Below are 14,669 nucleotides of genomic sequence, written 5' to 3'. Positions count from 1 at the left end.
GCTTTATTACCGTGCAGTAAGGTGGCCGCAGACTGGGCGGCCGAATGGGCGCCGGATACGTGTTAGGGGAGCCATGAGTTCGGAAGCCCGTTCGACCGTCGGCCTGCTGGATCTGGCGGCAAAACTGCCGTCGATGATCACCGAGGTGCCGATCCTGGCGCGGGGGGCCGCCGGGCTCACCCGCAAGCCTTCGGCCAAGGAATCGATCGGGTTGATCTTCCAGAAGGCCGCGCACGCGCACCCGTCGCGCCCGTTCATCCGGTTCGAGGGCCACGCGACCAGTTACGCGGAGGCCAACGAACTGGTGAACCGCTTCGCCGACGTCCTCCGCGGACGAGGAGTCGATCGCGGAGACGTCGTCGGAGTGCTGGCAAAGAACACCCCCGAAGCCCTGCTGATCGCGTTGGCCGCCGTCAAACTCGGCGCGGCTGCGGGCATGTTGAACTACAACCAGCGCGACGACGTTCTGGCACACAGCCTTACGCTGCTCGACGCGCGCGTCCTGGTGGTCGCCGACGAGTGCGAAGAGGCCCTCGAATCCTTGCCGGCGGGGTTTACCGGACCGAATCAACTTCTCGTCAGTGAACTCGCGGATCTGGCGAAGACGGCTGATGCCGCCAACCCGGCGGTCACCGCCGAGGTGCTCGCGAAGGAGAAGGCGTTCTACATCTTCACCTCGGGTACCACGGGAATGCCCAAGGCCAGCTTGATGACTCACTTCCGTTGGCTGAAGTCGATGTCGGGCCTCGGGTTGATGGGTGTGCGCTTGCGCGGCTCGGACACTCTGTACTGCTGCCTGCCGCTCTACCACAACAACGCGTTGACGGTCTCGCTGTCCTCGGTGCTCGCGTCCGGCGCGACAATCGCGATCGGTCGTCAGTTCTCCGCCTCGCGGTTCTGGGACGACATCGCACTAAACAAGGCGACCGCGTTCACCTACATCGGCGAACTGTGCCGCTATCTGCTCAACCAGCCGGTCAAACCGACCGACAGCGACAATGCGGTTCGGCTGATGGTGGGTAACGGTCTGCGCCCGGAGATCTGGGCCGAATTCACCCAGCGCTTCGGCATTCCCCGCGTCGCCGAGTTCTACGGTGCCAGCGAATGCAACATCGCGTTCGTCAACGCACTCAACGTCGACAAGACGGCCGGCATCTGTCCGTTGCCGCACGCCGTCGTGGAGTTCGACGAGGACACCGGAAAAGCGTTGCGTGGAGCCGACGGTCGCCTTCGCAAGGTGTCCACGGGTCAGGTCGGGCTCCTGCTGTCGAAGGTCACCGACCGAGCGCCTTTCGACGGTTACACCGACGAAGCCGCGAGCAACAGCAAGCTGGTGCGCGGCGGATTCAAGGACGACGACACCTGGTTCGATACCGGAGACCTGGTGCGCAAGCAGGGATGGGGCCACGTCGCCTTCGTCGACCGTCTCGGCGACACCTTCCGTTGGAAGGGCGAGAACGTTGCCACCACGGAGGTCGAGGGCGCACTGAGTTCGCACCCGGCCGTCGAGGAAGCGGTTGTCTACGGCGTCGAGATTCCGGGCACCGACGGTCGCGCGGGCATGGCGGCGGTGAAGCTACGGGACGGTCACAGTTTCGAGGGCAGCGAAGTCGCGGCTCACCTCTACGGCAAGCTCCCCAACTACGCGGTCCCGCTGTTCATCCGCATCGTGGACTCACTCGAACACACCAGCACTTTCAAGTCGCGCAAGGTGGAATTGCGCAACGAGGGTTACGACGTCGGCGCCGACACTCTGCACGTTCTCGAAGGCCGCGAGGGTGGTTACGTGGACTCGTACGACGAATACGTCGGAAAGGTCGCGGCAGGCTCGGTACCCAAGGGCTAGACCGAGTTCCGTCATGCCAGTATGAGTGGCATGTCTTCACTCTCCGGTTCGACCGCGCAGCCAGGTCCGGCGCCCACCCTGTGTGGGCGTCCGGTCGCGGTCGACCGTGCATTGGTGATGGCGATCGTCAACCGCACTCCCGATTCCTTCTACGACCAGGGCGCGACGTTCTCGGATTCGGCAGCGATGGCTGCCGTCGACAGGGCCGTCGACGAGGGCGCCGATCTGGTGGACATCGGGGGAGTGAAAGCCGGGCCAGGTGACCTCGTCGACGCCGACGAGGAGGTCAGGCGGGTGGTTCCGTTCGTCGCCGCGATCAGAGCCAAGTACCCCGAGCTGATCATCAGCGTCGACACCTGGCGGAGCGGCGTCGCGCGGTTGGCACGCGGCGAAGGCGCCGACCTGATCAACGACACGTGGGCGGGTGCGGATCCGGAACTCGTTGTGGTTGCCGCCGAGACTGGTGCCGGGATCGTCTGCTCGCACACGGGTGGTGCGGTTCCGCGCACCCGCCCGCACCGTGTCCGCTACGACGACGTCGTCGCAGATGTGGTCACCGAGGTCGTGTCGGCGGCAGAACGCGCCCTGGCACTCGGAGTGCCGCGTGACGCGATTCTGATCGATCCCACTCACGATTTCGGTAAGAACACCTTCCACGGGCTCGAGTTGTTGCGAAAAGTGGACGTTCTTGTAAACACCGGGTGGCCAGTGCTGATGGCGCTGAGCAATAAGGACTTCATCGGGGAGACTCTTGGTGTGGAGCTTTCCGAGAGGTTGGAGGGAACATTGGCAGCGACAGCAATGGCCGCGGCTGGCGGCGCCCGGGTGTTCCGTGTTCACGAGGTGGCGTCCACCCGTCGAGTAGTCGACATGGTGGCCGCGATCCAAGGACGCCGTGCCCCGGTACGTACGGTTCGAGGTCTGGCATGAGCATCACCGGTGCGGGCCCGACCCGCGTATGGGCAGAAGCCAACAGTTGGGACCATCCGAGTTGGACGGTCGCCGAACTCGAACGGGCGAAGCGTGGCCGAACCGTCTCGGTGGTGTTGCCCGCGCTCAATGAAGAGGACACCGTTGCTGCGGTGGTCGACACCATTCACCCGTTGCTCGGTGGTTTGGTCGACGAGTTGATCGTTCTCGATTCCGGTTCGACCGACCGTACCGCCGAGCGTGCTCGCGCGGCGGGGGCGACGGTGATCAGTCGTGAGAGCGCAGTCCCGTCCATCCCGCCGACCGCGGGCAAGGGTGAGGTGCTGTGGCGTTCGGTCGCCGCAACGACCGGCGATCTGATCGCATTCGTCGACTCCGATCTCATCAATCCCGATCCGGCGTTCGTGCCCAAACTGCTGGGGCCGCTGCTCACGGTGGACGGCATCCATCTGGTGAAGGGCTACTACCGCCGTCCGCTGCGCGTGAGCGGCACGGAGGACGCCAACGGCGGCGGACGAGTCACGGAATTGGTTGCGCGGCCCATGTTGGCTGCGCTGCGGCCCGAACTCACGTCGGTACTGCAACCATTGGGCGGTGAATACGCGGGCACCCGTGAGCTGCTGTCGGCTGTTCCGTTTGCGCCCGGCTACGGCGTCGAGATCGGCCTTCTGCTCGACACGTACGACACGTTGGGGCTGGCGGCGATCGGTCAGGTCAATCTCGGTGTGCGCAAGCATCGCAACCGGCCGCTCGCCGACCTCGGCGTGATGAGCCGGCAGATCATCGGAACGATGCTCCGGCGGTGCGGGATCGAGGATTCGGGTGCCGGGTTGACCCAATTCCTGGTCGACGGCGATTCTTTCGTGCCCGAGACCACTGAGGTTTCGCTACTCGATCGACCCCCGATGAATTCGATAGTGCGCACCGCGGGGGTCTGACCGCTCACACTCGGGTATGGGAGTATCGGTTCATGATGACGATCCTCCTGTACCTGATTGTCATGGCACTGGTCGGCGCGATGATCTTCCTCGCCGCCAGCGCTGTGTTCGGGCGCTCGGAAGAGCTGCCGCCGCTGCCTCCTGGCACGACGGCGACCGTACTCCCGGCAGAGGACGTCACCGGGGCGGATGTCGACGCTCTTCGTTTTCAGCAGGTGTTGCGTGGATACAAGGCGAGTGAAGTGGATTGGGCCCTGCATCGCCTCGGGTTGGAAATCGATTCTCTGCGTGCGCAACTGGGCCGTGACGAGAAGTCCGAGGTTCTGGTGAAGGCGGATGCTCCGGCCAAGGCCGAAGCAACGCAGGAGGCGCCTGAGACCGAATCCGAAGCGAAGGATTCCCAGGGCTGATGGCAGACGGACTGGTTCGGTGCGGCTGGGTGGTCGAGACGCCCGGTGACTCGCTGTACCGCGACTATCACGACGAGGAGTGGGGGCGTCCGCTGCACGGGCGCGACGAACTGTTCGAGCGGCTCGCCCTCGAAGCATTCCAATCGGGGCTTTCTTGGATCACGATTCTGCGCAAACGCGAGGCGTTCCGCGAAGCCTTCGACGGGTTCGATCCGGACAAGGTCGCAGCGTACGGAGTTGCGGATGTGGAGAGATTGCTCTCAGATGCCGCGATCGTCCGCAATCGCGCGAAGATCGAGGCGACGATTTCCAACGCCCGAGTGCTCGTGAATTCACCCGATCTGGACCTCGATTCGTTACTCTGGTCGTTCTCGCCGCCTCGACGCACCAGACGACTGACATCAATTGCAGAGGTTCCGGCGGTCACTCCCGAGTCGACTGCCATGGCTAAGGAACTCAAGCGACGCGGGTTCAAGTTTGTGGGTCCTACCACGGCTTATGCGCTCATGCAGGCTACCGGAATGGTCGACGATCACGTGGCTGATTGCTGGGTTCCGGCGCAGGTGTGACGGTCGACTGAACACCCCTAAATGTGACTCAGATTCCCGGTTCCTGCATCCATAGGGAACAATGGAGGGTACGAGCCTCGCTGATTGTTGGCGGGGCGCACCGTTAGTCGAGGCGCAGAGCAATGCAGCGCAGATCTGGAGGGAGCAGAGGATGGCGGCCATGAAGCCCCGGACCGGGGACGGTCCCCTCGAAGCAACCAAAGAGGGACGAGGAATCGTCATGCGGGTTCCACTCGAGGGTGGCGGACGCCTCGTCGTCGAGCTGACCCCGGATGAAGCTGCAGCGCTCGGTGTGGAACTCACGAACGTCACCAGCTAGTCGGGTCCAGGTTGTAGCAGTACGAACAACAGCACGTGATTGCACGCAGGCTCCGTATCCGTTTCGGTACGGGGCCTGAAGTGTGCGCACCGCCGGTAGCCGAAAGGACGGATCAATGCTTGCCGCCGTGGTCGATCTACTGTCCTGCCCGCAGTGCGCCGCAGAGCTGGAATTGGTGGACGGCGCCGCCGAGTGCGATCGCGGACATCGATTCGACGTCGCTCGCCAGGGTTACGTGAGCCTGATCAGTGGCGGTGCCACGAAGTTCACCGGCGACAGTGCCGAGATGATCGCCGCGCGTGCACGACTTCTCGGCGCCGGCCACTTCGGCCCGCTGATGGATGCCGTTTCCCGGGCCTGCGCGACGACGGCAGGGGCGGATCCTGCGCGGATCGTCGAAATCGGTGCAGGCACAGGACAATACCTCGCACACGTCGTGGATTCGCTGCCTGATTCTCGGGCAATAGCCTTGGACGTGTCCAAGTTCGCGGCACGGCGAGCGGCGAAGATCCACGAAAGGATCGGCTCGATCGTCGCGGACGTCTGGCAACCACTTCCGATTCGAGACGGAGTGCTCTCCCACGTGCTCTGTGTGTTCGCTCCACGCAACGGTCCGCAGTCCCATCGAGTTCTCGCCGATGACGGCGTTCTAGTGGTCCTGACGCCCACCGACAGGCATCTGCGCGAGCTGATCGACATTCTCGAGATGGTCAAGGTCGACGATCGCAAGGTGGAACGTCTCGAATCGTCAATGGCCGGCTTGTTCGAGCGCGTGAGCAGCGACGAGGTCGAGTTCACGATGTCACTCTCACACCAGGACGTCCTCGACTTGGTGGGGATGGGACCGTCGGCGAGGCACCTGACGCCCGCCGATCTGGCTGCCGCCGTGGCGAAGCTGCCGCAGCCGAGCACCGTCACCGCGTCGGCGACGGTCTCGACCTATCGCAAGATCTGACGCGGATCAGCGTCTCGTGACGGCGTCCGCGTAGACCTCGAGCGTCTGCTTGGCGATTTCGGCCCAGGAGAACTCGTCGATAGCACGGATTCTGCCCGCACGACCCATCGCGTCGGCGCCTTCTCGGTCGGCGACAACGGCATTGACGGTGGCAGCGAGTGATTCCTCGAATGCGTTCGGCTCGTAGGCGTTGTAGTGCACGAGTCGACCGGTGACGCCGTCGGCGACCACCTCGGGGATACCGCCGACATCGGAAGCGACCACGGCGGTCTCACACGCCATGGCTTCGAGATTGACGATTCCGAGGGGCTCGTACACCGAAGGGCAGACGAATACCGTTGCTGCCGAGAGTATTTCCCTGATCTGCTCGGTCGGGAGCATCTCGCGCACCCAGTAGACATTGCCCCGATGTCTGGCGAGTTCGGCCACTGCCTTCTCCGTTTCGGCGGCGATCTCCGGCGTATCGGGAGCGCCGGCGCACAGCACGAGCTGAATCTCCGGGTCGAAGTGGTGTGCTGCCGCGACGAGGTGCCCGACGCCCTTCTGCCTCGTGATCCGTCCGACAAAGGCCACGATGGGTTTTGCGGGGTCGACGCCGATCGACGCGAGTGCGGACGGCGCTCCCGGCGCAGATCCCCCGGGATGCCATACCTCGGTGTCGATTCCGTTGCGCACTACGTGAACGCGACTCGGATCGACGGCGGGGTACGCGTCGAGGACGTCGAGTCGCATACCTGAACTGACGGCGATGATCGCGTCTGCGTGCTCGACGGCGTTGCGTTCGGACCACGACGAGATCCGATAGCCGCCGCCTAGCTGTTCGGCCTTCCACGGGCGTCTGGGCTCGAGTGAGTGCGCGGTGAGGATGTGCGGCACGTCGTAGAGAGCCGACGCGAGATGCCCGGCCAGTCCGGTGTACCAGGTGTGGGAGTGGACGATGTCGACACCGGCCGCGGCGTCCGCCATCCGCAGCTCGGTGGAGAGCGTCGTCAAGGCTGGGTTGGATCCGGCGAGAGCGGGGTCGGGAGAGTGGACGATCGCGCCTTCGCGCGGGGCGCCCATGCAGTGCACGTCGACCTCGCACAACCGCTTCATCTGAGCGACGAGCTCGGTTACGTGTACTCCTGCACCGCCGTAGATCTCCGGCGGGTATTCCTTGGTCATCATTGCGACTCGCACGCGCTAAACCTAACCGCCCGTGGTCGATCCGGCTACCGATCGCGTTATCCCCGACCGTTCGGAGGGGGACACGATCGGACCTCTCGGACTGCTTCGCTAGCGGGAGTTCACCAGTGCGGATAGGTTAGCGGTGTGAGAAGCCAGCCGCATGTGCTTGGAATCGTGCTCGCCGGGGGCGAGGGCAAACGCTTGTATCCGCTGACCGCGGACAGAGCGAAGCCCGCAGTGCCCTTCGGAGGTGCATATCGACTTATCGACTTCGTGTTGAGCAACCTTGTCAACGCGGGATATCTGCGTATTTGTGTGTTGACGCAATACAAGTCACATTCACTCGACCGTCACATTTCGCAGACGTGGCGATTGTCCGGGTTCGCGGGTGAGTACATCACTCCGGTGCCGGCCCAGCAGCGGCTCGGGCCGCGCTGGTACACCGGCAGCGCCGACGCAATCCTGCAGTCGCTCAATCTCGTTTACGACGAGGACCCCGAGTACATCGTGGTTTTCGGTGCCGACCACGTGTACCGGATGGATCCGGAACAGATGGTGCAGCACCACATCGAATCCGGGGCAGGCGTGACGGTCGCGGGTATTCGTGTACCGCGAAGTGAGGCTTTCGCTTTCGGCTGCATCGACAGTGACGAGTCCGGACGCATCACGCAGTTCCTGGAAAAGCCCGCCCATCCTCCCGGCACACCGGACGACCCAAATTCCACGTTCGCGTCCATGGGTAACTATGTGTTCACCACCAAAGTGCTCGTGGACGCCATCCGGGCTGATTCCGAGAACTCCGATTCCGACCACGACATGGGCGGAGACATCATTCCCGCCTTGGTCGCGGCGGGTGAGGCGTCGGTCTACGACTTCAAGGACAACGTCGTTCCCGGCGCTACCGATCGAGACCGCGGTTACTGGCGTGACGTCGGTACCCTCGACGCCTTCTACGACGCTCACATGGACCTCGTGTCGGTGCACCCGATCTTCAATCTCTACAACCGTCGCTGGCCCATCCGCGGCGCCACCGAGAATCTCGCGCCCGCCAAGTTCGTGAAGGGCGGACTCGCTCAGGAATCAGTGGTCGGTGCGGGGTCGATCCTGTCCGCGGCGACCGTGCGCAATTCGGTACTCAGTTCCAACGTGATGATCGAGGACGGTGCGACCGTCGAGGGCAGCGTGCTGATGCCGGGTGTGCGCATCGGCAAGGGCGCCGTCGTGCGGCGCGCGATCCTCGACAAGAACGTCGTGGTCGGTGACGGCGAAATCATCGGCGTCGATCTCGAACGTGACCGCGAACGATTTGCCGTCAGTCAGGGTGGCGTCGTCGCCATCGGTAAGGGCGTCTGGATCTAGAGCTTGCTCGCGCAGAGGAGGCCGTCGCCGAGGGGGAGGAGGACTCGAATGAGTCGCTCGTCCTCGGTCACGGCCTTTGCTGCTTCTCGGACCGCAACCGTTGTCGCGTCGCGAGCGGAGCTGTCGGCAACGCGGCCGTCGGCCAGGGCGTTGTGCAGAACGATGACACCGCCGGAGCGCAGCAGGCGGACACCTTCGCGGACGTAGTGGGGGTGGTCGATCGCGGCGCAGTCGACGAACACCAGGTCGTAGCCGCCGTCTGCGAGCCGGGGAAGTACGTCGAGAGCCCGTCCGTTGATCAGGCGAGTGCGTGCCGGAGCGATTCCGCTTTCGCGGAAGGTCAGCTTGGCCGCCCGCTGGTGTTCGGGTTCACTGTCGATCGTGGTCAGGACGCCGTCGTCGCGCATTCCGTGCAGAAGCCACAGGCTGCTCACGCCGGCTCCGGTACCCACCTCGACGGCCGTCTTCGCGTCGAGCATCCTCGCGAACATCGCGAGCGTCGCACCGACGGCGGGCGTCACCGGATGGGCTCCGAGATCCAGCGCTCGATCTCGCGCCGCGGTCAAAATCTCGTCCTCGGAAACTACGTCCTCGACGTGGCGGAGTATCTGTTCGGCGTGGGTCACGCTCATGAGGTTATCGGGCGGTTCGGATTGTCGCTGCAAGGCGCGCAGTCACCAGGATTCTCAGGAATCCCTCAGGCTCCTCATATGGCGTGCACACCGCGATGAGAAAAGGTGTATACATCGCCGGATCGAAGATCGCACGGCGGTATCGATTTTTACCAAGTTGGTCTTTCGCAGCTCGGTGATCGGGAACAAATCACAGCAACGGCTGGTTCTCCCGAATATCGCGCATTTCGTGATTCGGACAACGCGGTGATCGAACTACGCGATCCCGAGCAGGAGGATCAACTTATTTACCAGGTCAACGACGAGCCTCGCCCTCGAGAGTCGGAAGTTTTGACGACGGAATCGGCTGTGGATTCCGAATTGATCGGCACTGCTGTGTTCGATGCAACTGGTGAGAAGTCCTCCATGCCGTCTTGGGATGAACTCGTGCGTCAGCACGGTGACCGGGTGTACCGCCTGGCCTACCGGTTGTCAGGCGATGCCCAGGACGCCGAGGACTTGACGCAGGACACCTTCATTCGGGTGTTCCGCTCGCTCTCCGATTATCAGCCCGGAACTTTCGAGGGCTGGCTGCACCGCATCACCACAAACCTGTTCCTCGACATGGTTCGCCGACGCAACCGCATCCGTATGGAAGCGCTGCCCGAGGACTACGACCGCGTTCCCTCACCCGGTCCGGACCCCGAGCAGATCTACCACGACGCGCGCCTCGACGCAGGTCTGCAGGCCGCACTCGACTCACTCGCACCTGAATTTCGCGCCGCTGTTGTGCTCTGTGACATCGAAGGTCTGTCGTACGAGGAAATCGGTGCCACACTGGGAGTGAAGCTCGGAACGGTTCGTAGCCGTATCCATCGTGGGCGACAGGCGATTCGTGATCATCTGGCAGCGCAGCGCGCAGCCGAATCCGAACTCGTCGGTTTCTGACGGTCGGGTTCGAGCTGCAGAGCGGGACGTGGTCAATCACCTGGAGGGACGAATGACGGAGGCGCGGGCACATCGCCAGTTCGGTTCGACCGAACATCTGGCCAGCGAGGCAATCGCTGCCTACGTCGACGGAGAACTCCGAATGCAGGCCTACTTGCGGGCCTCGCATCACATCTCGATCTGCGCCGAGTGCGCTGCGGCCGTCGATGCTCAGCAGCAGGCACGTGGTGCGCTGCGTCGAAGCGGCGAGATGACGATGCCGTTGTCCCTGGTGGGACTTCTCAGTCAGATTCCCTCGTGCAACAGTCCGACCACCGGACCCAATTCGGAAAACGCCGACGGTTCCGTCGGTAATCAGCCCGCAGGCTTTTCCACCATCAGCAAGCGGTTGTCCCGTCGCTGGCGCAAATGACACCGCGCGCTGGCGCAAATGACGCCGCGCGCCAGCTTCCCGGCACGGATCAGTGATACTGGACAACGTGACTGACGGAAAGAGGGGGCACTCCGGAGTGAGCTCGGATTCTTCGGCAAGCGGTTCGGCGGATCGACCGGCAGATGCGCCGGTGCTCGACCCCCGGCCGGTGTACCGACCTCAGATCGATCCGGCCTCGCGCCAGGTGTTCGGTCGACCGAGTGGAGTCGAGGGCTCGTTCACTCCGATTGCCACGCGATCGACCCCGTCTTCCGACGTCGTGATCGGGAATCCGGACCCGGTTCTGGCCGAAGCGTTCGGTCGACCCGCAGACGCCACCGCATCAATCGGTCGCGATCCCGAGGCGTCGGCGAACAAGACACCCGACGAAGAACCCCCGCGTGATCCGTGGCGCGATCCTGAATCCGAGGTCTCGCTGGGCAAGCCTGCAGAGTCCGAGGCGCCGGTGCAGTTGCCTCCCGCCCAGAAGCTCGACGTGCGTGAGCTGTTGTTCGGTCGCAAGGTCGCCCCCTCAGCACTGGCCGCGCTTGCGGGCATGGCACTTGTCATCGCTCTTGTCGGTGGCTTGCTCGCCACTGTCATCACCGCCGATCGCAGTTCACTCACCAGCTCACGTGTCACGCTCGTTCAATCCGGCGGCGGGGAACAGCCGGAGTCGCAGGTGGCAAAGGTCGCCGACGCAGTGCTGCCTTCCGTGGTGTCGATTCAGGTCGCCGTCGGTGACCAGGGCAGTACGGGTTCCGGTGTGGTCATCGACGGCGCCGGATACATCGTCACCAACAACCACGTGATCTCCTCGGCCGTACCGCCCGCTCAGGACGCGAAGATCCAGGTGATCTTCTCCGACGGAACCAAGACCGATGCCCAGATCGTCGGACGTGACGTCAAGACAGACCTCGCGGTGCTCAAGGTGTCGGCCAACAATCTGACGGTCGCTCAGCTCGGAAAATCCGAGGATGTTCAGGTCGGCGACGACGTCGTCGCCGTCGGCTCACCGCTCGGATTGAGCAAGACCGTCACCCGCGGAATCGTCAGTGCGCTGAACCGGCCTCTGCGTTTGTCGGGTGAAGGCACCGACACCAACGCCGTCATCGACGCTGTCCAGACCGATGCGGCGATCAACCACGGCAACTCGGGTGGTGCACTCGTCGACGACGAAGCCCGCGTCATCGGTATCAACACGGCCATGCTCAGCGAGTCCGGTGGTTCGGTCGGGCTCGGCTTCGCGATTCCGATCGATACGGTCACCGAGGTGGCGCAGACCATCATTCGCGACGGCAAGGTTCATCACCCCGACATCGGCGTGAATGCCCGCACCGCGGTCAACGACGCGACCAGCGGTGCTGCGGTGGCCAACGTCCGCGACGGCAGCCCAGCTCAACGTGCGGGGATCGTCGAGGGTGACGTCATCGTCAAGGTCGGTGACCGACCGGTGACGAGTGCCGACGAACTGGTGGTTGCGGTCAACGCGACGACCGTCGATCAGCCGGTCAACGTCCAGTTGATCCGCGACGGACGGCAGGTCGACATTTCGGTCACGCCTGTGTCCGACTGATCGGACCCTGCGATCTTCCTGTGAGGTTGATCCGGACATGCGCGCACCGAGCGAGCACACAGTAGGCTGACCCTGTGTTTGGCAACATCGGTTGGGGCGAGTTCATGATCCTCCTCGTAGCGGCTCTGGTCATCTTGGGACCTGAGCGGCTTCCTGGTGCGGTCTCCTGGGTCACGAAGTCCCTGAGGCAGGTGCGCGAATATGCTTCGGGCGCTTCCAATCAGCTCAAGGAAGAACTGGGCACCGATTTCGAGGATCTGCGTAAACCACTCGCAGATCTGAACAAGCTGCGCGGAATGACGCCGCGCGCTGTGATCACCCAGCACCTCCTCGACGGCGACGACTCCATCTTCACAGGCAACTTCGACAAGAAGCCGCAGAGCGGAGTGCAGGAGCCGAAGACGCTGTCGAAGGACAAGCCACTCATCGCGGGCGAACGTCCTCCTGTGGACTTCGACGCAACCTAGATTCGACATACGAAAGGGCGCCTCTCACCGATCGGTGACAGGCGCCCTTTCGCATGCGGGGTTTACAAGTTGCGAACCGTATTGATACCGAGCGACATTCCGGCCAGCCCGCGCTGACGGACGGCCAACTTGTCGGCGATGTCCTTGAGCGCGATGGCTGCGGGTGAATCGGGAGCGCTGAGGACGATCGGCGTCCCGGCGTCACCTGCCTCGCGGACGGACGGGTCCAGCGGAATCTGTCCGAGAAGCGGAACCTTGGCGCCGACGGCCTTCGTGAGGCGATCGGAGACGGTCTGCCCGCCGCCTTCGCCGAAGACGTCCATGCGGGTGCCGTCGGGAAGTTCGAGCCACGACATGTTCTCGACGACGCCGGCGACGCGCTGGCGGGTCTGCAGGGCGATGGCGCCCGCTCGCTCGGCGACCTCGGCAGCGGCCTGCTGCGGTGTGGTGACGACCAGGATCTCGGCGCTCGGGATGAGCTGAGCCACCGAGATGGCGATGTCACCGGTGCCTGGCGGCAGATCGAGAAGCAGCACGTCCAGATCGCCCCAGAACACGTCGGCGAGGAACTGCTGGAGCGCGCGGTGAAGCATCGGTCCGCGCCAGACGACAGGAGTGTTGCCCTGGGTGAACTGCGCGATGGAGATCATCTTCACGTCGTGTGCAACCGGCGGCATGATCATGCGCTCGACCTGAGTGGGCTTGGCGTCGGTGCCGAGCATGCGGGGGATCGAGTGACCGTAGATATCCGCGTCGAGTACGCCGACAGACAGCCCGCGCGCGGCCATTGCTGCCGCGAGATTGACTGTCACACTGGACTTTCCGACGCCACCCTTGCCGGAGGCTACGGCGTAGACGCGGGTGAGTGAACCCGGCTGGGCGAACGGGATGACGGGTTCGGCGGAATCGCCGCGAAGCGACTTGCGGAGCTCGGTCCGCTGGGCGTCGTCCATGACGTCGAGTTCGACGCGGATCGCACCGACCCCGGCGACGTCGGCGACGGCCTTGGTGACGCGTTCGGTGATCTCGGTGCGCATCGGGCAACCGGCGGTCGTGAGATAGATGCCGATGTCGACGCTGTTGTCACTGGAGAGGGAGATCCCCTTGACCATCCCCAGCTCGGTGATGGGTTTGCGGATCTCTGGGTCCAGAACTCGCGCGAGCGCGGAGCGAACGTCGGACTCGGTCAGTACAGACATGACTCCATGGTAAGTCCAGGTAGGTCAGTGGATGCGCGGCAGGTCCGATGCGGCGGGCACGATGCCGGTGGAGTACCCGAGCGACCAGGCCAGAACGTTGGCAACGTAGGCGGCCGAGTTGTTGTAGCGGTGGATCGCGGAGGCAACCTGGGTTACGTCCTGCATGTTGAGTCCGCCGTCGCACAGGTACTTGCCGGTGGTCAGTGCGGAGTCGAAGAGGTTCTGGGGGTCGGCGATTCCGTCACCGTTGCCGTCGCCGGCGTACTGGTTCCAGGTGGACGGGATGAACTGCATCGGGCCGACCGCGCGGTCGTAGACGGTGTCGCCGTCGAGGGCGCCGCCGTCGGTGTCCATGATGACGGCCTGGCCGGGAAGGCTGCCGTTGAGTGGCAGGCCGATCACGGGCTTGTAGAGGTTGCCGTTCGCGTCGGCGTCCTTGCCGTCGTTGGCGTGGCCGGATTCGACGCGGCCGATACCGGCGAGGAGTGTCCAGTGCATGTTGCAGTTGGGCTTCTCGACGGCGAGGATCCGCTCGGCGTTCTGGTATGCGGCGACGCTCACGCTCGGGATTCCGAGTGCGCCCTCGGCCATGGAGGCTGGGAGCGGGGGAGTCGCCTGCACGGGAGCCAACGGCGCGGGTTCCGGCGCGGGGGCGGGAGCGGGCTCGGCGATTGCTTCGACGGCGGGCAGAATCTGCGCTTGCGGTTCCTGCGTGGCTTGCGCGGCAGTGTCCACCGTTTCGGCGGAGCTGGTGTTGAAGAACGGAACCTTGGGAGCGGCGCCGGCCGTGTTGGCTGCGGTGACGAGTCCGATAGGGATGAGTCCGGTGAGCGCGATGACCGAATTTCGACGGATGTGCGAATCTGTCTTCTTGCTGTGCCGACCCACTGTGTATGCCTCCTGAACCTCCGCGAGGAGGTTTTCCGTTCAACTGACGGAGTCGAGGCTACCTGATTTGTTGCG

16 protein-coding genes are annotated in these 14,669 nt (G+C 64.0%); 12 read left to right on the top strand and 4 right to left on the bottom strand.

The window, feature by feature from the left end; genetic code table 11:
* The first annotated feature begins 73 nt into the window (after positions 1 to 73).
* The 7 genes from GJB56_RS13310 to GJB56_RS13280 all read left to right on the top strand — a co-directional run bounded on the left by GJB56_RS13310 (position 74) and on the right by GJB56_RS13280 (position 5,967).
* Positions 74 to 1,846, top strand: coding sequence for a long-chain-acyl-CoA synthetase (locus GJB56_RS13310; protein ID WP_113683144.1), 1,773 nt, complete (start codon positions 74 to 76; stop codon positions 1,844 to 1,846).
* A gap of 30 nt (positions 1,847 to 1,876) precedes the next feature.
* On the top strand, positions 1,877 to 2,776 hold the full coding sequence (gene folP / locus GJB56_RS13305) for a dihydropteroate synthase (RefSeq protein WP_037249509.1): 900 nt from the start codon (positions 1,877 to 1,879) through the stop codon (positions 2,774 to 2,776).
* Positions 2,773 to 3,714 carry a glucosyl-3-phosphoglycerate synthase gene (locus GJB56_RS13300; RefSeq protein ID WP_113683143.1) on the top strand — a complete coding sequence of 314 codons (942 nt, stop codon included), beginning with the start codon at positions 2,773 to 2,775 and terminating at the stop codon, positions 3,712 to 3,714. The genes folP and GJB56_RS13300 overlap by 4 nt, the downstream gene beginning before the upstream one ends.
* 32 nt (positions 3,715 to 3,746) lie before the next feature.
* Positions 3,747 to 4,124 (top strand): DivIVA domain-containing protein, encoded by a 378-nt coding sequence (locus GJB56_RS13295; protein ID WP_019749362.1) that lies wholly within the window; start codon positions 3,747 to 3,749, stop codon positions 4,122 to 4,124.
* Positions 4,124 to 4,693, top strand: a complete 570-nt coding sequence (locus GJB56_RS13290; RefSeq protein ID WP_019749361.1) for a DNA-3-methyladenine glycosylase I — start codon at positions 4,124 to 4,126, stop codon at positions 4,691 to 4,693. Before GJB56_RS13295 ends, GJB56_RS13290 begins: the two co-directional genes overlap by 1 nt.
* 151 nt (positions 4,694 to 4,844) lie before the next feature.
* Positions 4,845 to 5,012, top strand: a complete 168-nt coding sequence (locus GJB56_RS13285) for a DUF3117 domain-containing protein (RefSeq protein ID WP_003945169.1) — start codon at positions 4,845 to 4,847, stop codon at positions 5,010 to 5,012.
* Between the two features lie 115 nt (positions 5,013 to 5,127).
* A complete protein-coding gene (locus tag GJB56_RS13280) occupies positions 5,128 to 5,967 on the top strand; it encodes a putative RNA methyltransferase (RefSeq protein WP_020970207.1) in 840 nt (279 codons plus the stop codon).
* Positions 5,968 to 5,973: 6 nt separating this feature from the next.
* Here GJB56_RS13280 and glgA read toward each other — a convergent pair whose 3' ends face one another.
* Positions 5,974 to 7,146 carry a glycogen synthase gene (gene glgA / locus GJB56_RS13275; RefSeq protein ID WP_070386685.1) on the bottom strand — a complete coding sequence of 391 codons (1,173 nt, stop codon included), beginning with the start codon at positions 7,144 to 7,146 and terminating at the stop codon, positions 5,974 to 5,976.
* Between the two features lie 132 nt (positions 7,147 to 7,278).
* Here glgA and glgC point away from each other — a divergent pair, with 132 nt between their 5' ends.
* Positions 7,279 to 8,493: a glucose-1-phosphate adenylyltransferase gene (gene glgC / locus GJB56_RS13270; RefSeq protein WP_003945185.1), complete on the top strand. Its 1,215-nt coding sequence runs from the start codon at positions 7,279 to 7,281 to the stop codon at positions 8,491 to 8,493.
* Here glgC and GJB56_RS13265 read toward each other — a convergent pair.
* Positions 8,490 to 9,125, bottom strand: a complete 636-nt coding sequence (locus tag GJB56_RS13265) for an O-methyltransferase (protein WP_007736091.1) — start codon at positions 9,123 to 9,125, stop codon at positions 8,490 to 8,492. The two genes, glgC and GJB56_RS13265, sit on opposite strands and share 4 nt — an antisense overlap.
* 330 nt (positions 9,126 to 9,455) lie before the next feature.
* Here GJB56_RS13265 and sigE point away from each other — a divergent pair, with 330 nt between their 5' ends.
* The 4 genes from sigE (at position 9,456) to tatB (ending at position 12,507) form a co-directional block, all read left to right on the top strand.
* Positions 9,456 to 10,052: an RNA polymerase sigma factor SigE gene (sigE, locus tag GJB56_RS13260; RefSeq protein WP_029255812.1), complete on the top strand. Its 597-nt coding sequence runs from the start codon at positions 9,456 to 9,458 to the stop codon at positions 10,050 to 10,052.
* A 52-nt stretch (positions 10,053 to 10,104) separates the two neighbouring features.
* The gene (locus GJB56_RS13255) at positions 10,105 to 10,464 is read left to right on the top strand and encodes a hypothetical protein (RefSeq protein ID WP_020970204.1); all 360 of its coding nucleotides are present in this window, start codon (positions 10,105 to 10,107) and stop codon (positions 10,462 to 10,464) included.
* A 97-nt stretch (positions 10,465 to 10,561) separates the two neighbouring features.
* Positions 10,562 to 12,040 carry a S1C family serine protease gene (locus tag GJB56_RS13250; RefSeq protein WP_113683142.1) on the top strand — a complete coding sequence of 493 codons (1,479 nt, stop codon included), beginning with the start codon at positions 10,562 to 10,564 and terminating at the stop codon, positions 12,038 to 12,040.
* A gap of 74 nt (positions 12,041 to 12,114) precedes the next feature.
* A complete protein-coding gene (tatB, locus tag GJB56_RS13245) occupies positions 12,115 to 12,507 on the top strand; it encodes a Sec-independent protein translocase protein TatB (protein WP_113683141.1) in 393 nt (130 codons plus the stop codon).
* 62 nt (positions 12,508 to 12,569) lie between these two features.
* On the opposite strand, the gene GJB56_RS13240 is transcribed toward tatB, so the two are convergent.
* Both GJB56_RS13240 and GJB56_RS13235 read right to left on the bottom strand, forming a co-directional pair.
* Complete coding sequence (locus GJB56_RS13240) at positions 12,570 to 13,706, bottom strand: Mrp/NBP35 family ATP-binding protein (RefSeq protein ID WP_003945178.1); 1,137 nt, start codon at positions 13,704 to 13,706, stop codon at positions 12,570 to 12,572.
* 24 nt (positions 13,707 to 13,730) lie between these two features.
* On the bottom strand, positions 13,731 to 14,594 hold the full coding sequence (locus tag GJB56_RS13235; RefSeq protein WP_003945171.1) for a lytic transglycosylase domain-containing protein: 864 nt from the start codon (positions 14,592 to 14,594) through the stop codon (positions 13,731 to 13,733).
* Positions 14,595 to 14,669 lie beyond the last annotated feature (75 nt).

The sequence above is a fragment of the Rhodococcus sp. AQ5-07 genome (assembly GCF_009707305.1).
Classification (GTDB): domain Bacteria; phylum Actinomycetota; class Actinomycetes; order Mycobacteriales; family Mycobacteriaceae; genus Rhodococcus_F; species Rhodococcus_F erythropolis.
Note: the sequence above shows the minus strand (reverse complement) of the source record. Positions and strands in the feature narration are given on the sequence as shown.